Source organism: Rubrivirga marina (assembly GCF_002283365.1).
Taxonomy (GTDB): domain Bacteria; phylum Bacteroidota; class Rhodothermia; order Rhodothermales; family Rubricoccaceae; genus Rubrivirga; species Rubrivirga marina.
In genome coordinates this window covers 626,451-647,637 of record NZ_MQWD01000001.1, presented here as the reverse complement: position 1 = coordinate 647,637, position 21,187 = coordinate 626,451, and the positions used below count along the sequence as shown (strand labels likewise).

13 protein-coding genes are annotated in these 21,187 nt (G+C 71.9%); all 13 read right to left on the bottom strand.

What is annotated here, in order from left to right; all coding sequences use genetic code 11:
- Positions 1–28: 28 nt before the first annotated feature.
- Complete coding sequence (bla, locus tag BSZ37_RS22310; protein ID WP_095509037.1) at positions 29–1,540, bottom strand: class A beta-lactamase; 1,512 nt, start codon at positions 1,538–1,540, stop codon at positions 29–31.
- Positions 1,541–1,648: 108 nt separating this feature from the next.
- Complete coding sequence (locus tag BSZ37_RS21795; protein ID WP_095509036.1) at positions 1,649–3,436, bottom strand: pectinesterase family protein; 1,788 nt, start codon at positions 3,434–3,436, stop codon at positions 1,649–1,651.
- A 22-nt stretch (positions 3,437–3,458) separates the two neighbouring features.
- Positions 3,459–4,607: a DUF4861 family protein gene (locus BSZ37_RS02545; RefSeq protein ID WP_095509035.1), complete on the bottom strand. Its 1,149-nt coding sequence runs from the start codon at positions 4,605–4,607 to the stop codon at positions 3,459–3,461.
- A 4-nt stretch (positions 4,608–4,611) separates the two neighbouring features.
- The gene (locus BSZ37_RS02540; RefSeq protein WP_095509034.1) at positions 4,612–5,808 is read right to left on the bottom strand and encodes a glycoside hydrolase family 88/105 protein; all 1,197 of its coding nucleotides are present in this window, start codon (positions 5,806–5,808) and stop codon (positions 4,612–4,614) included.
- Complete coding sequence (locus BSZ37_RS02535; protein WP_095509033.1) at positions 5,805–7,847, bottom strand: chitobiase/beta-hexosaminidase C-terminal domain-containing protein; 2,043 nt, start codon at positions 7,845–7,847, stop codon at positions 5,805–5,807. The genes BSZ37_RS02540 and BSZ37_RS02535 overlap by 4 nt, the downstream gene beginning before the upstream one ends.
- A gap of 2 nt (positions 7,848–7,849) precedes the next feature.
- Entirely contained in the window at positions 7,850–9,322 is a 1,473-nt protein-coding gene (gene uxaC / locus BSZ37_RS02530) for a glucuronate isomerase (RefSeq protein ID WP_095509032.1), read from the bottom strand.
- A gap of 96 nt (positions 9,323–9,418) precedes the next feature.
- A complete protein-coding gene (locus tag BSZ37_RS02525) occupies positions 9,419–11,131 on the bottom strand; it encodes a T9SS type A sorting domain-containing protein (RefSeq protein ID WP_095509031.1) in 1,713 nt (570 codons plus the stop codon).
- A gap of 80 nt (positions 11,132–11,211) precedes the next feature.
- A complete protein-coding gene (locus BSZ37_RS02520; RefSeq protein ID WP_095509030.1) occupies positions 11,212–14,238 on the bottom strand; it encodes a TonB-dependent receptor in 3,027 nt (1,008 codons plus the stop codon).
- Positions 14,239–14,394: 156 nt separating this feature from the next.
- Complete coding sequence (gene kduI / locus BSZ37_RS02515) at positions 14,395–15,225, bottom strand: 5-dehydro-4-deoxy-D-glucuronate isomerase (protein ID WP_095509029.1); 831 nt, start codon at positions 15,223–15,225, stop codon at positions 14,395–14,397.
- A gap of 49 nt (positions 15,226–15,274) precedes the next feature.
- Entirely contained in the window at positions 15,275–16,036 is a 762-nt protein-coding gene (gene kduD, locus BSZ37_RS02510) for a 2-dehydro-3-deoxy-D-gluconate 5-dehydrogenase KduD (RefSeq protein ID WP_095509028.1), read from the bottom strand.
- Positions 16,037–16,038: 2 nt separating this feature from the next.
- The gene (locus BSZ37_RS02505) at positions 16,039–17,544 is read right to left on the bottom strand and encodes a right-handed parallel beta-helix repeat-containing protein (RefSeq protein ID WP_095509027.1); all 1,506 of its coding nucleotides are present in this window, start codon (positions 17,542–17,544) and stop codon (positions 16,039–16,041) included.
- A gap of 11 nt (positions 17,545–17,555) precedes the next feature.
- Positions 17,556–19,004 (bottom strand): glycoside hydrolase family 28 protein, encoded by a 1,449-nt coding sequence (locus BSZ37_RS02500; RefSeq protein WP_095509026.1) that lies wholly within the window; start codon positions 19,002–19,004, stop codon positions 17,556–17,558.
- Between the two features lie 52 nt (positions 19,005–19,056).
- Positions 19,057–21,108, bottom strand: coding sequence for a T9SS type A sorting domain-containing protein (locus BSZ37_RS02495; protein ID WP_143537537.1), 2,052 nt, complete (start codon positions 21,106–21,108; stop codon positions 19,057–19,059).
- Positions 21,109–21,187: the final 79 nt, after the last annotated feature.

The window sequence follows — 21,187 nt, the reverse complement described above, 5'->3', positions numbered from 1 at the left end:
CTGGACCGTGCCCCGCCAAACCGTTGTGCTACCTCGCCCAAGCGTCGTAGGCCGCTCGGGCCACGTCGGCGATGACCCGCTCGCGCGTCGCGTCGTCGGCCGGCGAGTCCGACACGAACACGGCGACGGCCAGGCGCCGCCCGTCCGGCAGCGTCACGAGGCCGACGTCGTTGGTCGCCGCGGTCACGCCGTCGCGCGCCCGCGACGTCCCCGTCTTGTGGGCCACGGGCGTGCCCTCCGGGAGCCGGCCGCGCAGCCGGTTAGGGCCCGTCGTCGTCTCAGTGAGGACGCGGAGGAGGAGCGTGCGGCTCTCCTGCGACAGGCCCCGCCCGGCGTGGAGGGCCCGGAGGAGGGCCAGGGCGCCGGCCGGCGTCGCCCCATTCCGGTACTGCGCGTCGTAGTCCCGTCCCATGTCCTTCTCCGTCACGGCCACATCGACGCCTTCGACCCCGATCCCGCGGAGGAACCCCTCGACCTCGGCCGGGCCGCCGAGGAGGTCGAGGAGCACGTCCGCCGCCGTCCCGTCGCTGCCCCCGGCGGCCGCCCCGAGGAGCTCGCCGACCGAGAGCTCGACGCCGTCGGGGTGCCGGTCGCGGATCGGGCTGTGCTGGCGGTCCGAGACGAAGTCGGCCAGTGTGACGGCGACGCGCCGGTCGAGCGACAGCTCGCCGCGGTCGACGGCCGCGAGGACGGCCATCCCGAGGGGCAGCTTGAACACGCTCTGCATCGGGTGCCGCCCCTCCCCGACGACCACGGCCTCGTCGCTCCCGAGCAGGGCGATCCCGACGCCGACGCGGCCCTCGGCGGGCGCGGCGAGTCGTTCCACCTCGTCCGCGAGGGCGCCGAGGTCAGGGCCCTCGTCCGCGATCCCCTCTCCCCGGGCCCACGCGACGACGGGGCCGAGCCACTCGGCACGGGGCCGGTAGAACGCCCCGTGCCGCTCGCCCGTCGCGATCGTGACCTCGGCCCGCTGGGGGACATCGGCGGCGTGCTCGAGGAGCGGCTCGCACGACGGCGCCGCGAGGTCGTCGCTCGCCTCGACGACGGAGAGGACGCGGCCCGACACCTGGAGCTCCGGGGCGAACACCCCGTCGCCGCAGGCGGCGAGGAACGCGAACCGGACCTCGGGCTCGCCGAGTCGGGCCGCCGTGTGAACCGCGATCCCTCCGCCCTTCGAGAACCCGACCACCGTGACGTGGTCGGCCGGCACGCCCGCCTCGATGAGCCCGCGGACCTGGTCAGCGACGCGGGCGGCGTAGGCCCAGACGTCCGTGTTCGGTGCGCGCGGTTCGCTGAGGACGACGAATCCGGAGTCGGCGAGGGCCTCAAGGACGGCGCGGTACTCGTAGGTCCCGAAGTCGGGGTGGGTCGGGCGCTCGCCCTGGTCCTCGACGATCCGGCCGTGCAGGTAAACGAGGTAGCGGGCGCCGGGGTCGGGCTGGGCGGGAGGCTCAGCGAGGACCCGGCCCCCGGCCGGCGCCGGCGAGCACGCGGAGAGGACGAGGAGGGCGAGAGCGGAGACCCGGAGGAGAGCGAGCATCACGAGTGGGGGGAGGTGGCGCCCCGAACGTACCCGATGCCCACCGGCCGCCCCGGGTCTGGCGACGCTCCCATTCGCACCGGCGGACACGCCCCCGGACGGTCGCCGTTAGTAGAGCGACCGGGCCGGTCGCCAGCCGTCGAGGACGTGCCCGGGCGTGTACCCCGCGGCCTGCGCGCCCGTCAGCTGCGGACGCCGCGGGCCGACGTGGGCGCCGGGGCCGGTCGTCCCCCACTCGAAGAAGCGGGAGGTCGGCTCGAGGTCGTACCAGATCCGCTCGCCGTCGGGGCCGCGGCCGGAGATCGGCGCGTAGCCGTCCGCGCCGACGTGGTCGTCCATCCACGTCCGGACGAACACGGCGCTCCCGTTGGCCGTCGAGTCGTTGCCCGGGTGCCACGGCCGCCCGAGGCGGACGGACCCGGCCTCGACGCCGGGCTCCTTCTCGAGCCGGCTGTCGACGAACAGGAACCCGAACGGGTACCCGACGCGCGTGCTCGGGGCGGTCACGTAGCCCGTCGGGTTCTTGTCGGCCCGGTCGCGCGAGACGATCACGGACTCGTCGAAGACGACCTGCCCGCCGCCGAAGAGGAAGTCGACGTGGCCGGAGACGAGCGAGCGCCAGACGTAGGCGCGGCCGGACTCGGCGAAGAACGTGTCCTGGTAGCCGGTGACCGTGGCCTCGGAGAGGACGGCCCGGTCGCTCCCCTCGTCCAGCATGAGGGCGACGGCCTGCGGGTTCGCCACCTTGGCCGGGTCGTCGTCCGAGAGGGCGGCGTTGGCCGGGTAGTCGAAGGCGTTCTCGATGGTCAGCGTCTCGGCACGGAAGCCGGGCGCCCGGACGGTGAGCGTCGCGCTCCCCCACGTCCCGAGGCGCTCGCCGTCGGGCCCCGGCGTGTCGCCGTGGGCGTCGTAGGTCAGGACCGCTCCGTCGCGGCTCTCTCCCACGAGGTGGACCTCGGGGTCGGTGACGGTCAGCTTCTCGCGGTACCGCCCGTCGCCGACGAGCACGCGGTACGGCCCGTCGCGCTCGGGGGGGATCGCGTCGAGCGCCGCGCCGATCGTCTCGAACCGCCTGGCTCCCTCCGCCTCGGGCCCGAGGCCGGCTGGGTCGCCGACGACGGCGTCCCAGGCGGGCGGCGCGTCGAGGAGCAGGTGGTCGGCCAGCCCGAGCCCGGCGTCGCGGATCCCCTCGGCCGCGAGCCGGGCCATCACCGACGCGCCGAGCGGGGAGAAGTGCGTGTTGTCGTCGAGCCCGTCGGGGTAGTTCGCGTGCTCGCCGGGGCCGAAGACGAGGAACAGGTCCTTCGAGCCCTCGGCGCCCCACGCGCGCAGCGCCGCCTCGCTCGACCGGTGGAGGTCGACGAGCGGCGCACCGGTCTCCTCCGCGATGGCCCGCGTGAGGTCCGGGTACTCGCCGTGGACGTCGTGGAACCGGCCCGCGTCGTCGAAGCGGCGGCGGACGACCGGCGTCATGAGCACGGGCGTCGCCTCCTTCGCGCGGACGTCGGCGACGAACCGGCGGAGGTTGGCCTGGAACGCATCCGGCGGCGTGTAGCGGTCGGGCTTGCTCTCCGACTGGTCGTTGTGGCCGAACTGGATGAGGACGACGTCGCCCGGCCGGACCTCCTCCAGCAGCGACGCCCAGCGGCCCTCCTCGAGGAAGGTCCGCGTGCTCCGCCCGTTCCGCGCGAGGTTGACCACGCGGACGTCGTCCGTGTCGAAGTAGCTCTGGAGCCGCTCGGCCCACCCCGTCTCGGGCCGTCGCTCGGCGCGTTTGTCGGCCGCCGTCGAGTCGCCCGCGACGAACACGTGGACGGGCCGCGGGGCGAACGCGAAGCCGGCGAGGGCGGCCAGCAGCGCGAGGCCGAGAAGCTGGAATGGCGGACGGGCAGTCATGGGGCAGAGGCGGGCGGGGTCGCTAGTCGCCCACGGTCACGACGATGGGGGCAGAGAGGCGGGCGGCCTCGGCGTCGAGGAGCGCCCACCAGTCCTCGACCGAGCCGACGTCGCCGCTGGCGGTCCAGCCGGCGCCGGCGTAGGACACGACAGGCTCGCCGGGCGTGGCCGGGATCAGGGCGAGGTCGTGCCGGCCCTCGTGGCGGATCGCCTCGATGGCGTCGGTCGGGACGATCACGGCCGTGCCGAGGTCGCCGTGCCCGCCGTTCTTCCGCTCGACCGGCCCCCACAGCGCGACCCACGTCCACCCGTCGCCGGGTCGCGACGAGGACACGACGCCCTCCGGCCGGTCCACGAGCCCGACGACGGCGGGCACGGCCGCGCTGTAGGTCGCCTCCTGGCGGAACAGGTGCCGCCCGGCGTCAATCGCGATCCGCTTCGTCTCCCTCACCGACGTGTCGCCCGCGTCGAACGGGCCGTAGTCCATCTCGAACACGGCGCGGATGGGGCCGTCTGCGAGGATCCGCCAGTCGTCGAAGTTCTCGGCCCGATGCAGCTCGCCATCGGCCCAGACGCCGGTCCCGCCGGCGCCCAGCGTCGTCCCGACGGAGTAGAAGTCGGCGCCCTCGCCGGTGTCGATGTGGTAGGCGTCGTGGCCCTTTTCGTACCACGCCTCGGTGACGAGGTCGCGCGTCCGCTTCAGCCACACGTCGATGCCGGACGAGTTGAGCGGCTCGAACTCGTCGGCCTCCCAGAGGCCCTTCCCGTAGGTCCGCCAGGCGACGCGGTCGCTCTCCCACGCCATGTCGTCGCGGTAGTCGTCGTGGCGGACGTGGACGCGCGGCGCGTACGCCTCGGCAGGCGCGGCGGCCTCCACGCGGAAGGACCGCGTCTCATTCGGCCAAAGGCTCGTCAGGACGAGCAGGTGCTCGGGCGTCCCGTCCTGGTCGATGTCGAGCGGCTGCGAGACCAGCTCCGCCCCGGACGCGTCGACGGCGCGGACGGCGTTGACGGAGAGAGCGGGGAGCGCGTCCGCGAGCGCTGCCCAGTCCACCTCGACGACCTCGTCGGGGCGGGCGGTGGTGGTCGGGTTCTCGACGGTCACGGTCACGGCCGGCTGGGCCGACGCGGCCGCCGAGGCGAGCAGGGCGAGCGTGAGGAGCGTGCGCATCGGTCTACTGGGGGAGGAGGCCGAGCCGCTCCATCTCGAGGCTCGCCAGGATGAACGGGGCCGTCCCCTTCGGGTCGTCGGCGACGACGGGCTCCGAGAGGTAGTACTCGAAGCTCCCGTCCCGGTCGTTGTCGCCGCCGAGGCCGCCCACGCTGACGACCCGCGTCAGCGAGATCATGCCGTCGTCGCCCGGCCGGATGAACTCCCGGATCAGGCCGTGGTAGGCCCGCTCGGCGCGCGGGAGGTAGCGGTCGCGGTCCAGAAGCCCGAGGCGGACGCCCTTGAGGAGGGCGTACGTGAACATGGCCGAGGCCGACGACTCGAGGTAGTTGCCTTCCCAGTTGGACTTGTCGAGGACCTGCCACCAGACGCCAGACACCGGGTCCTGCACGTTCGCGACCGCCTCGGCGTAGTCCTGGAGCAGGTCGAGCAGCGCGCCGCGGTCGGGATGCGTCTCCGGGAAGTCCTCCAGCACGTCGACCAGGGCCATGGCGTACCAGCCCATCGCGCGGCCCCAGAACTCCTGCGAGCGGCCGGTCTGCGGGTCGGCCCAGATCTGCTCTTTGGCCTCGTCCCAGCCGTGGTAGTAGAGGCCGGTGGCGGGGTCGCGGAGGTAGCGCGCGGCGAGAAGGAACTGGAGCGCGGCGTGGTCGAGCGCCTCCTCGCGGGCCTCGCCCTCGAGGTACTCAAGGGCGTAGTCGACAGCGAACGGCTCGGCCATGTAGAGCCCGTCCATCCACATCTGGAAGGGGTAGCGCTGCTTGTGCCAGTAGCCGCCCTCGCTCGTCGTCGGCTGCTCGTCGAGCTGGCGCTTGAGGAGGTCGGCGGCGGTGCGGTAGCGCGGGTCGTCGGTCGTCGCGTCGAGGAGGAACAGGGCGCTGCCGGCCTTGATGTTGTCGAGGTTGTAGTCCTCGATCCGGTACGTCTCGATCGAGCCGTCGGGCTGGACGTAGGCGTCGATGTTCGACTTGATGTAGTCGACGTAGCGCTCGTCGCCGGTCTCGGCGTAGAGCTCCTCGACGCCGCGGAGGACGGTGCCGGTCTCGTAGTCCCAGCGCTCGCGGACGAGCGGGCGGCGGGCCATGACGGCCTCAGTCATGGCGGCGGCCCAGCCGGCCTCCGGAGCGGGAGGGGCCTGGGCCTGCGGCGCGGCGGTGCAGCCCGCGAGCAGGACGGCGAGGAGCGGGAGTCGGTGGGTCACAGGTCGGACGGAGAGTGGGACAGGAAGGCGGGGTCGAGGGGCCGACGTTCGAAGCCGGGGCCGGCCCACGTCAGCGACGGGTCGCGCTGGGGCTCCTCGTGGAGGCTCCGCACGCCGAACCGGTGGAGGCCGGCGCGGAGCGCGAGCCGCGCGGGCCGCTCGCCAGACGGCATCCCGGGCGAGACGGCCTTGCCGTCGATCAGGAGCCGCGAGCGCGGGTGGTCGGAGAACCAGAAGGTGTAGATCCCGTCGGCGGGCACGTCGAGCCAGCCGCCGAGGACGACGCCGGTCGGCTCGGGGCGCGCGAGCACGGCGTCTACGTCCGCCTCGGTCCCCGTGCGGACCGGGTCGAGGTCAGCCGTCTGCGGGCCCTCGTCCCAGTCGGGCGAGTCGTAGACGGCGGCGGCGAGGCCGGGGCGTGTGCGGGCGGGGCGCGCCGTGGCCGGGCGCCAGTCGAGGCGGGGGTAGAGCGCGACGGCCGTCGCCGTCGCGGCGCCGGGCTCGACCACGCGCGCCCGGAGGTGAGCCGTCTCCGTGAGCGTGATCGGCCCGGCGGCGCGCGGCGAGGCGGCCGTCGGCTCCGTCCCATCGCGCGTGACGTGGGCCGGCCATGCACCGGCCGAAACCATCACGACGAGGGAGTCGGTGAAGGGCGTGCCCGGGGCGGGCGCGAACGTCGGCGGGGCGATCCAGCGGGCCGGCGTCTGCGGGTCCGTCTCGTTCAGCCACTCCTCAAGGTTCGTGTAGCCGTCCCCGTCGGCGTCGCCGCGGTGGTCGTCACCCTCGGCGGGGTCGAGGCCGTGGGCGCGCTCCCAGGCGTCCGGCATCCCGTCCGCGTCGTCGTCGACGGGCGGCTCGGCGGCCGCCAGCTCCGGCCAGCCGCCGACCTCCGACTGGGAGTCGATGATCTCGCCCTCGCCCCGCTCGATCTGTCCGAGGACCCGCCGGTCGACGGCGTCGCGCGCCGGCCGCGTCGCGCCGACGGTCTCAAGGAGCTCGCCCTTCAACTTCTCCGTCGGCGTCGGCGTGACGGCCGGCGCCGGGAACGGTGTGTCGACGCGAACGACAGCGAGGATCTCCGGACCGTAGCCGCGCGAGGCGCAGAGGCCCTGATTCACCAGGCCCGCCTCGGGCCCGAGGCGGAGGTTGTCGGCGGCGTAGATCCGCGCGTTCGCCCCGCCCACGTTGAACGCGCAGTCGGGCGCCCGCGAGTAGGCGAGCGGCTCGACGGCGTTGCCGACGTGGTTCATCTGGAGAAAGTCCTCGTAGGCGTAGCCCGGCTGGTCGCCCCACCCGTAGATCAGGTTGTGGCGGAAGTCGAGGCGGACGTCCTTCGGCCGCGGGTTCCGGCTCTCGTGGAAGGCGTAGACCGAGTGGTGGACCGAGACGTCGCCCGTGGCCGTGATGAGCGTGCCGTAGCCGTGCGCGCCCTTGTGGTGGACCGACCGGTTGAGGCTCTCGGCGATCAGGCAGTGCTGGACCGTGACGGCCGACGCGCGGTGGATGATGCTGAGCGTCTCGTCGGTGGCCCAGCTCACCGAGCAGTGGTCGACGATGGCGGGCCCGTTGCGGAGGTTGATCGCGTCCTGCTCCTCGTGCGCGAGGTCGCCCGGCCGCACGCGGAGGTAGCGGAGGATCACCTCCGGCGCCCACACCTCGACGCCGTAGTCCGCGAGCGTCACGCCCTCGCCCGGCGCCGACTGCGCGGCGACGGTGAGGTACGGGTTCCAGACCTCCAACCGTCGCTTCAGGCGGATCGTCCCGGTCACGCGGAAGACGACGGTGCGTGGTCCCTCCGCCTCGACGGCCTCGCGGAGGGAGCCGGGGATGGGCGTCTCGCCCTCGTCGTAGTCCTCCAGCGTCGTGACGCGGTAGACGTCGCCGCCGCGGCCGCCGACGGTCCACATGCCGTAGCCCTCGGCGCCCGGGAACGCCGGGATCTGGGCGGCTGCCGCCGACGCCCAGCCCGCGAGCACGAGCGCGGCGGCGAGCAGGACGCTCCAGCCGAACCGTTCGGCGAGGATCGGGACGGCGTTCACGGCTACCGGGCTTCGCCGTCGGACGACAGCTCGAGCAACGACTCGGGTGTGCCCTCGCCGAGGTTGTACGTGTCGCGCGCGAGGCCGACCGCGAGCGCCTGGATCAGCCCGTGCGCATCGCTCTCGTCGAGCCGGTGCTCGGCGACGAGGCCCGCGAGGTAGTCCGCGTCGACGCGGCGCGAGAGGTCGTGGCGGGCCGGGATCGAGAGGAACGCCCGCGTGTCGTCGTTGAAGCCCGCGGTGTTGTAGAACCCGGCCGTCTCCGTCGTGCGCTGGCGGTAGCGCCGCATGCCTTCGATCGAGTCGAAGAACCACCACGCGGGGCCGAGGCGCATGGCGGGGTAGTGCCCGGCGAGCGGGGCCAGCTCGCGGCTGTAGGTGCTCTCGTCGAGCGTGAACACGACGAGCGTGAAGCCCGGCTCGGTGCCGTAGACGTTGAGGAGCGCACGGAGGTTGCGCGTGTACTCCGTCGCGAGCGGGATGTCGGCCCCCATGTCGCGCCCGAAGCGGCGGAAGACGGCAGGGTTGTGGTCGCGGAAGGAGCCCGGGTGGAGCTGCATCACGAGCCCGTCCTCCACGCTCATCCGGGCCATCTCCATGAGCATGTGGGCCTCGAACGCGGCCTGGTCGGCCGCCGTCGCCTCGCCCCTCAGCGCGCGCTGGAGGAGCCGGTCGGCCTCGGCGTCGTCGAGCCGGTGCGTGAGCGGGTCGACGACGGCGTGGTCGGTCGACGTCGCGCCCATCGACTTGAAGAACGCCCGGCGCTCTTCGAGCACGCGGATGAACCCGGCGTAGTCCGTCACCTCCACGCCCGCGGCGTCGCCGAGGCGGACCATCTCGGCGGCCCACTCGGGCGCGGCGATCCGGAACACGGCGTCGGGCCGGAAGCACGGGAGCACCCGGCCGTCCCACTCCGACTCGCGGATGGCGCGGTGGTGCTCGAGCGTGTCCGCCGCGCCGTCGGTCGTCGTGAGGACGTCGATGTTGAACCGGTCGAAGAGCGCGCGCGGGCGGAAGTCGGGCTCGCCCAGCTTCGCGTCGATGGCGTCGTAGACGTCCATCGCCGTCTCGCCGCTCAGCTTGACGTCGATGCCGAAGACCTGGGCGAACGTGTGGTCGAGCCAGGCCCGCGTGGGCGTGCCGAGGAAGAGGTGGTAGTGGTCGGCGAACCGCTGCCACACGGCGCGCGGGTCGGCCTCGACCGTCGTCCCGTCCCGGGTCGGGATCCCCAGGGCCTCCATCGAGACGCCCTGCGAATAGAGCATCCGGAAGATGTAGTGGTCCGGCGTGAGGAGGAGGGCCGTCGGCTCCGGGAAGGGCGCGTCCTCGGCGAGGAGCGCCGGCGGGACGTGGCCGTGCGGGCAGACGAGCGGGAGGTCGGCGACCGTCTCGTACAGCTCGCGGGCGACGCGCCGGACGGCGGGGTCGGGCGAGAAGAACCGGTCGGGGTGGAGGCGGAGGGGCTCGGCGGACATGGGGAGAGGGGGGCCCTGTAGACACGCGGGTCCCGCCCCGACGTGGGAGCGGGACCCGCAGAGAAGCGGCTGGCGGCGGGCGCCAGCCTGTCGGCGTTAGCGGACGACGAGGACGCGGTGCGAGGCCACGACGTCGCCGGCCTGGAGGCGGACAACGTAGACACCGGACGCGGCGTCGGTGGCGGCCCAGCGGACCGTGTGGTCGCCGGCGGCGAGCGGGCCCGAGGCCAGCGTCCCGACCCGGCGGCCGAGCGCGTCGAACACGTCGAGCGCGACGTCCGAGGCCGCCGGCAGCGTGAACCGGATCGTCGTGGCGTCGCGGAACGGGTTCGGGCCGTTCGTCAGGCCGAGCGCGGCGCGGGCCACGTCGCCCTCGTTGGCGACGCCCATGAGGCACGCCTCGACGTCGACCTCGGGGAACCACGAGAGGTCGCCCACCGGGCACCCGTTGTCGGCGGCGGTGTAGGCCGGCGAGGTCGTCGGGTACGACGGGTCGAAGTCGCCGATGAAGTAGGCGAGGTCGCGGCGGTCGTAGTCGTCGGTCTCGACGTCGAACGTCGAGGTGTCCTTCGTCCGCCCGGTCTCCGTGCGGTACCACGTGACCATGGCGACCGGGGCGTCGGGCCGGTCCGTGAGCTCGACGTCGATCTCCTGGAAGGCCAGGTCGGGGTTCGAGATCCGGCTCCGGATGTGGTCCGTGAGCGGGGAGCCCGGGCCGATGATGTCGTTGTCGCCGTCGGTCCCGTTGTCCGGGTTGCCGTCGTCGCCGCCGCCGTCGCCGAACGTCTCGTAGAACGCCGCGACCTCGTCGGAGACCGCGTAGTAGTTGTTCGCGACCGTCCAGGTCGTCGTCTCGTTCGGCTCCGAGAGGATCCAGGTCAGCTTGGCCTGGCCGTTCGAGGCGTAGACCTCGCCCGACTCGTCGAACTCCGACTGGCGGACGACGTCGCTCGAGTCCTCACCGGCCACGAACGAGTCGACCCAGAGGTTGTTCGTGATCTGGACCGAGTTGCCCACCTGGCCCAGCGCGAGCGTCCCGTGGTAGGAGACCGCGTTGAGGATCGTGTTGTGGTCGAAGACCATGTTCTGGACCGGCCCCGTGCTCGAGCGGTGGCGGATGATCCGGTCCGTGTAGTTGATGAACGTGTTGTTCCGGAAGATCAGCGAGTCGATCGAGCCGTCGCGGAGGTCGATCCCCTTGCCCGCGCCGAAGTTGGTCCCGTCGGTCCCGAGCCAGCCGGAGTTGGCCCAGATCGAGTTGGTCATCTCGAACTTGCGGAGGGCCGCCTGCGTCCGGACGATCTGGGCCTCGAGGTTGACGACGGTCAGGTTGTCCATGACGAGGTCGTACCCGGACGCGTTGGTCCGGACGAACGTCGTCGACATGAACGGGAGCGTGCCGCCGGCCTCGGGCGGGAGGACGCCCGCGAAGTCGAAGTCGCGGAACGTGATGTCGCCCTCCTGGAGGAACACGTCGCCGACGCGGTTGCCGCTCGTGGCGTTGGGCGCGGTGTAGACCTGCGGGAGCGCGCCCTCGCCCTCGGCCCCGACGATCCGGAGGTGCCAGCCGACGTTGTTGATGCCGGAGTCGATGAGGTAGATCCCGTCGCGCTGGAGCTGGTAGACGCGGCCGTCGCGGATCCGGTCGCCGGTCGCCGTCGTGTCGGCGTCGATGACGTTGTTCAGCGTCTGGCCGTTCTGGACGACGCAGACGTCGTCGGTGGCGGGGCAGGTCTGGGGCGCCGTCTGCGCTGTGGCGGCGCCGGCCGCCAGCAGGAGGACGGCCGCGACGGCCGGGGTGCGTAGCATGGGTCTCATGAGGGGAGGGGTGGTGTGAGAGAGTGCCCGAGGGCGGAGGCCCGCCTCGGGGCCGAGGCGGGCGGGGCCGGCTAGAAGTCCAGCCGGAAGCCGAAGTCGACCGTCGTGCCGTAGATCTCGCTGTCGTTGATGAGCGTCCGGTCGAGGAACGAGCTGTAACGGAGCGCGCTCTCCTCGACGCCGGTCAGGTTGTTGACGTTGAGGAGCAGCCGGACCCGCTCGCCGACGGCCTGCTTGAAGGCGAGGTCGACGCGGGTGTAGCCGCTGCGGAGGTTGTCGAACCCGGTCCGCTCGTTCCCCGCGAACGACGTGTTGTAGCGGTCCTGGTGGAAGACCGAGAGCCGGGCCGAGAACGCGCGGAAGTCGTAGCCCAGCGACACGTTGGCGAAGAAGTCCGGCTGCTCCTGGAGCTTCTGCTCCTGCTCGTACGGCACGTACGTGACCTGCGCGATGGGCGGGAACGGCGGCCGCTCGATGTACTCGGTCTCGACGCGGACGCGCGGAACCGACGTCGTGGACCGGACGACGGAGAAGTTGTAGCCGAGCACGATCCCCGAGAGCGGGCCGCGCAGCCAGCTCAGGTTCGTCTGGTGCTCCACCTCGACGCCGTAGACCTCCGTCGGCGTGTCGAGGTTGAACGGGACGCGGAGCTGGTACCGGACGCTCTCGCCGTACGGGCTCCGGTAGTCGATCCCGAGCGAGTCGAACACGGCGTTGCCCGTGTACGAAAGCCCGTTGATGGTCTGGAAGTAGTCGTCGATCCGCTTGTAGAAGCCGGAGACCGAGAACAGCCCGAGACGGGGGCCGAAGAAGCTCGTGTTCAGCTCATAGTTCCAGGCCGTCGCCGTGCGGAGGTTCGGGTTGCCCAGCGTGATGCTGTTGCCGGGGAAGAAGAACCCGTTGTTCCGGGCGACCGCGTTGGCCAGCCGGTTGTTGAAGTCGGGCCGGGCGAGCGCGCGGTAGGCCGCCAGCCGGACCGTCAGGAAGTCGGTCGGGCGGAGCGCCAGCTGCGCGTTCGGGAGCCAGACCGTCTGCTCGAATGCCGACGTCGTGTCGCGGATGGCGCCGGTCGGGACCGGGACGCCTTGGAGGCCCGTCGGGGCGAACCGGCTGGCGTAGTCGTTGTCCTCGTGCTCGACGCGGACGCCGGCGATCAGCGTCGCGCGGCGGCCGAGGTCGAACGTGTTCATGGCGTACGCCGCCGAGACCCGCTCGGTGATGTCGTAGAAGTCGACGGCCGGCTCGAGGTTCTCCTCGTACTCCGGGTTCCGCCCGGCCTGGTCCGTGAAGCCGTTGATGTTCAAGTCGTACCACGCCCGGACGAGGTCGCGGTCGAGGACCGGCGTGAGCGTGAACCGGCCGAAAAGGTCCTCCTCCCGCGCCCCGCCACCGAGGAAGTTGGTCGCCAGGATGAGCCGGTCGTTGAACAGGACGAGGTCCTCGAACGCCGACCCCGCGAAGTCCTTCGGCACGATCGACCCGTCCGGCATCCGGGTGAAGCGTGGGAACGGCTCGTTGTAGTAGGGCGAGAAGATCTCGGTCCGGTTCCGGCCCCGGCTCTTGCTCCGGTACTTCCCGCCGACCTTGAACGCGCCGCGGACCGACCTGCCGAGCGTGTACTCCCGCTCAAGGTCGAGGTAGGCCGCGCGGTCCTCGTCGTAGGCGTCCTCGTTGCGGGAGAACGCCGAGTAGAGGTAGGCCCGCTCGAAGTTGTTGAGCGCGTACGGGATGATCCCCTCGGGCGCGCCTCGGCGGACCTCGGTGGGCACCGGGGAGATGCCCGAGAGCGGCGTCCCGTCGGCGTCGGTCGTGGACGGCTCGGTGAACGCGAGTTCGTAGTCGAACGGGAAGTCCGACTCGGAGCGCGAGAACGAGGCGCCCCACGTCGTGTTGAACCCGAAGACGTAGTTCTCGCCCGTCAGCGCGCTGTTGAAGAGCTGGATCGACTGCTCGCGGTCGCGGGCCGTGTAGAACAGGAGGTCCCCCGTGGTGGGGTAGTTCCGGCCGTAGGTGATGAAGTCGCGGGTGGTCTGGTTGTAGAGCCCGCTGAGCTTGACGAACCCGCCGTCGGGCGTCGCGACGTCGAGGATGGCGCCGCCGCCCCGGCGCGTCCGGATCTCGTCGGTGTAGTCGAGCTGGAGGTCCTCGATCTGGCAAACCGTGAAGTCGTTGATCGAGCAGTCGAACGACGGGTCGTACTCCTCGCGGCTCCGGTTCCGGCGCTCGAGGTTGCCCGAGAGCTGGAGGCCGAGGAGGCCGTCGAAGAACCGCTCGCCGTAGCGGAAGTCGGCGTCGTACTGGCCGACGTCGCCCGCCAGCTCGTTGTACGCGCCGAGGACGTCGACGCGGAGCTCGCGGCTCTCGGGCGCGCGCCGCGTCACGAGGTTGACCGATCCGGCGATGGCGTCGCCGTCTTTGTCGGGCGTGAGGGCCTTGAACAACTCGATGCCCGCGAGGGAGCCCTGTGAGATGGCGCTGAGGTCGACGGACCGGGAGGCCGCGTCGGTCGGCGACAGCTTGACGCCGTCGACGGTCACGTTCGTGAACGCCCCGCTCAGGCCGCGGAGCGTGATCTGGTTGGCCTCGCCGCCCGAGCGCTGGACCGACACGCCCGGGAGCCGGCCGATCGACTCGGCCGCGTTGGCGTCCGGGAGCTCTTGGATTTTCTCCTCCGACACCACGTTGACGATGGTGTTGGATGAGAGCTGCTGGTTGATCGCCTGCTGCTGGCCCTCGAGCTGGCCCGACACGACGACCTCGCCCAGGTTCGTGCTCGACCGGAGGGCCACGTCGAGCTCCACCGTCTGCCCGTCGACGACCGTCACGGGGATCATCCGCGTCTCGTACCCGACGTAGGACACGCGGACGCTGTAGCTCCCGGTGGGGACGCGCTGGATCCGGTACGCCCCGTCGATGTCGGTCGCAGCGCCGAGGGCCGTCTCCATGACGAACACGTTGGCGCCGGGGAGCGTCCCGTCGCTGAGGGAGTCGGTGACGACGCCGCGGATCGTTCCCTGGGCCGAGACCGAAACGGCGAGGCCGAGACCCAGACAGAGGACCACGGCGAGCCGGCTTAGGAAGGAGGTCGAGAGTCGCATGGGGAGGAAAGCGCTTCCGAAGGGTGGGCCGGAAGGGGCCCTGTGAGGCCGAGCTAACGGGTGAGACTCCAGTTCAGTTACCGGTTAAGCTAGGGGGGCGGAAGCGCTTTGTCAAGGAACCCTGAAGGAGGTTTAGCCGCGTCCGTTGCCGCTCGGCTACCGGATATCCTCCATGCCGACGAACTGCATGTCGCCGAAGTCCTGGTTCTCGCCGCCCATGGCCCAGCAGAACGTGTAGGCCCGCGTCCCGGCACCGGCGTGGATCGACCAACCCGGCGACAGGACGGCCTCGCCGTCACGCACGACGACGGTCCGCACCTCCTGTGGCTCGCCCATCATGTGGAACACGACGTCGCCCTCGGGCACGTCGAAGTAGAGGTACACCTCCGTCCGCCGCGCGTGCGTGTGGGCGGGCATGGTGTTCCAGACGCTGCCCTCCTGGATCTCGGTGATCCCCATGACCAGCTGGGCGCTCTCGACGCCACCGGGACGGACGTACTTGAACAGGTCGCGCCGGTTGGCTTGCTCGGCGCTCCCGAGCTCCTCGAGCTCCGCGTCGGCCTTGCGGACGAGCGTCGTCGGGTGCGCGCCGTGGGCGGGGTAGCTGACGACGTAGAACCGGGCCGGCGACCCGGCGGTGTCACTGGCGAACGAGATCGCCCCGCTCCCGCGCCCGACGTAGAGGAGGTCTCGGTTGCCGAGGTAGTAGCTGTCATCGCCGACCGTCACTGTCCCGGCCCTGCCGATGTTGAGGATGCCCACCTCGCGGCGCTCGCAGAACGAGTCGGCCGCCAGTTCGTCGGGCATGCCGAGGTCGAGGGAGCCGCCGGTTGGGACGGCGCCGGCGAGGACGACGCGGTCGAGGTCGGCGAACCTGAAGGTCACGGCGCCGTCCTGGAAGAGGTCGTCGACCAGGAAGTGGCTCCGGAGTTCGTCGGTGGTCAGGCGCTTCGTGCGTTCGGCGTCAGGGAGCGTGTGGAGGGCCATGGGGAGACGGGAGGTCTGGAGAAGGGGAGTCGAGAGCGTCGTCCGGCCGTCAGCGCGCCATCCACCCGCCGTCGACCACGAGGACGTGGCCGTTGACGTAGTCGGAGGCGGGCGAGGCGAGGAAGACGGCGGCCCCGCCGAGGTCGGCCGGGTCGCCCCAACGGCCGGCGGGGATCCGCTCGAGGATCTGGCGGCTCCGGGCCTCGTTGTCCTGGAGTGCCTGCGTGTTGTCGGTGGCGATGTAGCCCGGCGCGATGGCGTTGACCGTCACGCCGCTCGGCGCCCACTCGTTGGCGAGCGCCTTCGTGAGCCCGGCGACGGCGTGCTTCGAGGCGGTGTAGGCCGGGACCGTGACGCCGCCCTGGAAGCTCAACAGCGACGCCACGTTCACGATCTTCCCCCGCCCGCGCTCGACCATCCCGCGGCCGACGGCCTGGCACAGCACGAACGTCGCGTCGAGGTTGGTCCGGAGCACGAACTCCCAGTCTGCCATCGGGAAGTCGACGGCCGGGTGGCGACGGATGGTGCCGGCGTTGTTGACGAGGATGTCGATCGGGCCGGCCTCGGCCTCGGCCGCCTCGGCGAGCGCGGCGGCGGCCTCGCGGTCCGAGAGGTCGGCCTCGAGTTGCCACGCGCGACGGCCCCGCTGGCGGACCGCCTCGGCGGTCTCGTCGGTCCCGGCGCGGCGCGTGCTGGCACAGACGACGTCGGCGCCGGCCTCGGCGAGCGCGACGGCGATGCCCTGCCCGATCCCGCGCGAAGCGCCGGTGACGAGCGCGCGTTTGTCCTCGAGCGAGAAGGGGGAGGACATGGCTAGCGGACGACGGTGAGCGAGAGGGCGCGGACGGCATCGCCGGCCTGGAGGCGGGCCACGTAGACGCCGGGGGTGAGCCCGGCGAGGTCGACCGCCAGCGTCTGGCGACCGCCCGGGAGCGGCCCGTCGGCGACGACGGCGACCTCGCGGCCGAGCGCGTCGTGGAGCGTGAGGCGGACGACGCGGCTGGCGTCGAGCGTGACGGCCACCCGGGTGAGCCCGCGCGCCGGGTTGGCGCCGGCGTGAGACAGCACGATGCCGGCCTCGGGCTCGTCGTCGGCCGCCGTGACGAGGCCCGCTTCGTAGGCGCCGAGGTCGGGTGCCGTTCCCGCGAACTCCAGGCCCACGTCGACGCCGACGTCGATGAGGTCGCTGCCCTCGACCAGGTGAAGGAAGCCGCCGAGGTCGGGCAGGCTGCCGTCGGGGCCGCGCGGCCCGTCGGCCCCGGTGTCGTCGAGGCTCACGAAGTCGGCCGGGGTGGCGAGGTCGACGATGGCGTTCCACGAGTTGGCCTCGTCGTCGGCCACGGACGGGTCCATGCGGACGCTCGCGGCGACGGACGCGTTGTTGCGCAGGACGTACGGCGCCTGCTCGTCGATCTGGGGGTCGTCGTCGAACTGGAAGTTGACGCCGCGGTTGAGGTACGCCGTGTTGTGGTAGACCGTCACGCCGCTCGCGTTGCCGTTCACGTCGAACCCGTTGGCGCGGTGGTCCCAGGCGAGGTTGCGGATGAGCGTGTGCGGCCCCTCGCCCTTGCCCAGCTTGAACCCGTTCGAGTCGCCGTTGAAGCCCGTGACGCCCCAGGTGTTGAACCCGTTGCGGAAGGCCCAGTTGCCCTCGATGAGGACGCCGCCCTGGCCGGGGTCGTCGAGGCTCCAGAAGTCGTAGCCGTCGTCGGAGTTGGCCCAGGCGCGGTTGCCGCGGAGCACGTTTCCCTCGCCCACGCCGAACTTGACGGCGAAGCCGTCGGCGTTCTCGCCCTGGTTGCCCGCGTCGTAGTTCTCGTACGAGTCGTTGTTGAGGAGGAGGTTGTAGGCGGCCCCGTCGTTGACTTGGATGCCGGAGTCGCCGTTGCGGCGGGCGATCATCTGCTCAACGATGTTGTGGCTCGCGGCCTCGCCAGAGAGCTGGATCCCGTTGTCGTTCGAGTTCTCGACCGTGATCCCCTTGAGGTGGAGATAGCTGGCCTGGACGTCGAACCCCTTGCTCGCGCCGGTAAAGTCGAAGACGGGCCGCTCGTCGTCCTCGGGGTAGGCCCAGACGTGGACGTAGGCGCCGTCCGCGCCGCTCGTCTGGAACCGGATCGACGACGACGAGGCGTAGGCTCCGCCGCGGACGTAGACGGTGTCGCCGGGCGCCACGCGAGAGAGAGCGGCCGGGAGCGTCAGCGGGGACCCGATGGCACCGGAGCCGAGCGCGCTCCCGTTCGGGGCCACGAAGTAGGTCGACTGCGCCACCGAGGCGGGCGCGGCCAGCAAGAGAGCGAGGAGTAGGACGAGTCGCATGGTGGGAGACGCTAGGCGTCGCGGTCGAGGATGGTGACGTCGCGGAGCACGAGCCCCTCGACGTGTTCGACGACGCTGTCCTCGGCGACGCCGGCGAAGCGGCAGTCCGAGATCGTCACGTCGCGGATGGGGGCGTGGGGGTAGCCGATGAGGTAGAGCGCCCGCTCGCTCCGCTCGCTCGTCACGCGGCGGACGTCGATGTCGCGGACGGTCGGCGGGAAGTCGCCGGCGTCGCCCTCCTCGTAGAGGAAGTTGACCCGGACGACGGCGTCGGCCACCTGGCCGGCCGTGACGTCGCGCATGTAGACGCCCTCGACCACGCCGCCCCGGACCGAGTTGGTCTTGATCCGGAGCACGCGCTCGAGGTTCGGGCTGTCCATCTGGCACCGCTCGGCGAACACGTCGCGCGCGCCGCCCGACATCTCGCTCCCGATCACGACGCCGCCGTGCCCGTCGCGCATCGTGCAGTCGCGTACGACGACGTTCTGGATGGGCGCCGCCAGCCGCCGCCCGTCGGCGTTCCGGCCAGACTTGAGGGCGATGCAGTCGTCGCCGGTGTCGAAAAAGCAGCCCTCGATGAGGACGTCGGTGCAGGACTCGGGATTGCAGCCGTCGTTGTTGGGCCCGTGCGAGTTAGCCGTCACCCCGCGCACCGTCACGTTCGTGCACAGCGTCGGGTGGAGGAGCCACATGGGCGAGCGGACGACGGTCACGCCCTCGATCAGCACGTTCCGGCAGCGGTAGAACTCGACGAAGCTCGGGCGGAGGTAGTCACCCTCGCCATAGACGCGCTCCTCGACGGGGACGCCCGCCTCGGCCTGTGCGAAGAGCCGGTCGCGCGCCTCGCGCTGCTGCGGCATCCCCTCGGTCCAGCCGTGGCGGTTGTCCTTCCACGGCCCTTTCCAGGTCCACCAGTCCGTCCCGCCCGCGCGGCCGTCGAGCGTCCCGCCGCCCGTGACGGCGACGTTCTCCTGCTCGAAGGCGTAGATCAGCGGCGAGTAGTTCATCAGCTCGACGCCCTCCCAGCGCGTCCAGACGGCCGGGAGATAGTCGGCGGGGTCGGTCGAGAAGCCGAGCGTGGCGCCGTCGGAGACGTGGAGCTCGACATTCGACAGGAGGTGGATCGGGCCCGTCAGCCAGTCTCCGGGCGGGACGACCACGCGACCGCCGCCGGCCCCGTGCGCGGCCTCGACGGCAGCGCGGAAGGCGTCGGTGGCCTTCTCCCCTTCCACAGCCCCATACTCCGCAATCGAAAAATCGCGGTCGGGGAACTGGGGCGGGCGGATGCGGGCGAGGATCTCGGGCACGCGGTCCCACGCGTTGGCGTCGGCCCCGCCCGCCTCGGTGACCGAGGCGGGGACACCCGTGCAGCCAGCGGCGAGGCCGGGGAGCACGGCGAGCCCGCCCGCGCCGAGCGCGGCGCGGCGGACGAACTGGCGGCGGGACTGCGGTCCGGTCATAATCAGGTGGCCCGGCGGCGGAGAGGCCGCCGGGCCTGTGGTGGGATATCGCTTAGCGGACGACGACGAACGGGCGGGTCTGCGCCTCACCGTCGGCGCGCACCTGCACGAAGTACGCGCCGGCGGCGAGGCCCGAGGCGTCGATCGTGACGGCGTGCGCGCCGGCCGGCGTCGGGGCCGAGGCGAGCGTCGAGACGCGCTGGCCGAGCACGTTGACCACGACGACCTCGACTTCGGCGGCCTCGGCGAGCTCGTAGCGGAGCGTCGTCGAGCCCGTCACCGGGTTCGGCGCGGCCGGGAGCAGCGAGAGACGACCGGCCTCTGGCGCCCGCTCCGTCGCGATGCCGCCCACGGCCTCGCCGTAGATCGTCATGGCCTGGAGCAGGAGGTACCGGCCCGAGCCGACCGAGCTCGAGCGGACCCACGGGTAGATCCGAACATAGATCGAGTCGGACGCGATCTCGCCGACCTCGTACGAGCGGAGGATGATTGCGCCGGCCGTGTCGCCGTCGTCGGCCTCAAGCTCCTCCTCCAGGACCACGGGGTCGGAAAAGTCGGCGTTCGTCGAGTAGGCGACCTGGGCGCGCATGGCGCTCGTCCCGTCGCCGTGGATGTAGACCGAGAGCGAGTCGACGCGGAAGCGCATGTCGTCATCGGCGCCCGCGGGGAACTCGACGTAGCGGTCCGCAACCGGGCCGTCCTCGTCCGGCCAATCCTCGCCGCCGAGCCACCAGCGCTGGAACGGGCCGAACGGGCCGACGGCGTCGCCCGCGTCGCGGAGGTCGCCGTCGTAGTCGCGGACCTCGAGGGCCGAGGCGCGGACCATGGCGCCGTCGAGGTCCGGGCCGGCCGACGTGACCGACGTCGTGTCGCTCGCCGAGAGCGACCAGAAGACGCCCTCGTTCTCGACCGGCTCCATGGTCGAGCCCGAGATGGTCATGGCCTGGAGCATGAGGTAGCGCGTGACGCTCGGGTCGCCGCTGCCGAGGTACGGGTAGACGCGGACGTAGATCGAGTCGCCCGCGGGCACGGCCAGGTCGAGGTCGTACTCGCGGAGGATGATCGCCCCGGCCACGTCGCCGTCGTCGGCCGAGAAGTCCTCCTCCAGCGCGACCGGGTTCGAGAAGTCGGCGCTCGTCGCGTAGAACACGCTCGCGCGCATCTCGCTCGTGCCGTCGCCGTGGGCGTAGAGCGAGACGCCGTCGACGTAGAACGTTTCCCCGGCCTCCGCGCCGGCGGCGAACTCGATGTAGCGGGCCGGGTCGATGGCCTCCTCGACGGGCCACTGGATCCCGTCGCCGCGCCACCAGCGCTGGAACGGGCCGTAGGGGCCGACGGCGTCGTCGGCGTCGCGGAGGTCGCCCGTGTAGTCGCGGACCTCGACGTCGGCGGACCGGACGGGCGCGCCCCCGAGGCCGGCCGAGGCGGACGTGACCGAGGTCGTGTCGGCCGCCGAGAGCGACCAGAACACGCCGTCGACGTCATCGCCACCACCGGCCGTCTCGCTCGTGCCGGAGATCGTGACGTCCTGGAGGAACAGGTAGCGCCCGCTGCTCGGGTTGCCACCGCCGAGCCACGGGTACACGCGGACGTAGAGCGTCTGGCCCGCGGCCAACTCCTCGGAGATGTCGAAGCTGAAGTCCCCGACGGCGTCGCGCGAGACGTCGACGTCGGTCGCGAGCGGGGTGGGCGCGGAGAACGACGGGTCGGTGTCGTAGAACAGGCTCGCGTCGAGCTCGCCGGTCCCGCCCGCGTTCATCACGAGGTCGATGTCGGTGAGCGTGAGGGTGGTCGCGTCGGCGGCCGTGACGGCGAACTCGACGTAGCGCGCCGGGTCGGGGGCGCTCTCGACGGGCCACTCGGCGCCGTCGAGGTACCACCGCTGGTACGGCCCGAGCGGGCCGTTGGCGTCGCCGGTGAGCGTGCCGGTGTAGTCGCGGGCGACGAGCGTCATCGACGTCACGTCGCTGCCGACGGCGCCGCCTTCTTCGGCCGTCACCGCGAGGCCGTCGGCCTCGGTGAGCGACCAGTTGACGGAGGCAGCGTCCTGAGCGTCGGGCGCGACGGCCAGCAGGAGCGCGGCGAGAAGGAGCAAGAGTCTCATGGGTCGTAGGGGGGATGGTGGAGGTGGGAACGGTGGAGTCAGCGGAAGCCGAGGTCGAAGGCCTCCTGGCGTAACCGGT

Bases quoted from the DNA above. Each gene is read 5' to 3' on its own strand.
- BSZ37_RS21795 (WP_095509036.1), bottom strand. From the start codon at position 3,436: ATGACTGCCCGTCCGCCATTCCAGCTTCTCGGCCTCGCGCTGCTGGCC.
- kduI (WP_095509029.1), bottom strand. From the start codon at position 15,225: ATGGCCCTCCACACGCTCCCTGACGCCGAACGCACGAAGCGCCTGACC.
- BSZ37_RS02500 (WP_095509026.1), bottom strand. From the start codon at position 19,004: ATGACCGGACCGCAGTCCCGCCGCCAGTTCGTCCGCCGCGCCGCGCTC.
- bla (WP_095509037.1), bottom strand. From the start codon at position 1,540: ATGCTCGCTCTCCTCCGGGTCTCCGCTCTCGCCCTCCTCGTCCTCTCC.
- BSZ37_RS02505 (WP_095509027.1), bottom strand. From the start codon at position 17,544: ATGCGACTCGTCCTACTCCTCGCTCTCTTGCTGGCCGCGCCCGCCTCG.
- BSZ37_RS02520 (WP_095509030.1), bottom strand. From the start codon at position 14,238: ATGCGACTCTCGACCTCCTTCCTAAGCCGGCTCGCCGTGGTCCTCTGT.
- kduD (WP_095509028.1), bottom strand. From the start codon at position 16,036: ATGTCCTCCCCCTTCTCGCTCGAGGACAAACGCGCGCTCGTCACCGGC.
- BSZ37_RS02525 (WP_095509031.1), bottom strand. From the start codon at position 11,131: ATGCTACGCACCCCGGCCGTCGCGGCCGTCCTCCTGCTGGCGGCCGGC.
- uxaC (WP_095509032.1), bottom strand. From the start codon at position 9,322: ATGTCCGCCGAGCCCCTCCGCCTCCACCCCGACCGGTTCTTCTCGCCC.
- BSZ37_RS02545 (WP_095509035.1), bottom strand. From the start codon at position 4,607: ATGCGCACGCTCCTCACGCTCGCCCTGCTCGCCTCGGCGGCCGCGTCG.
- BSZ37_RS02495 (WP_143537537.1), bottom strand. From the start codon at position 21,108: ATGAGACTCTTGCTCCTTCTCGCCGCGCTCCTGCTGGCCGTCGCGCCC.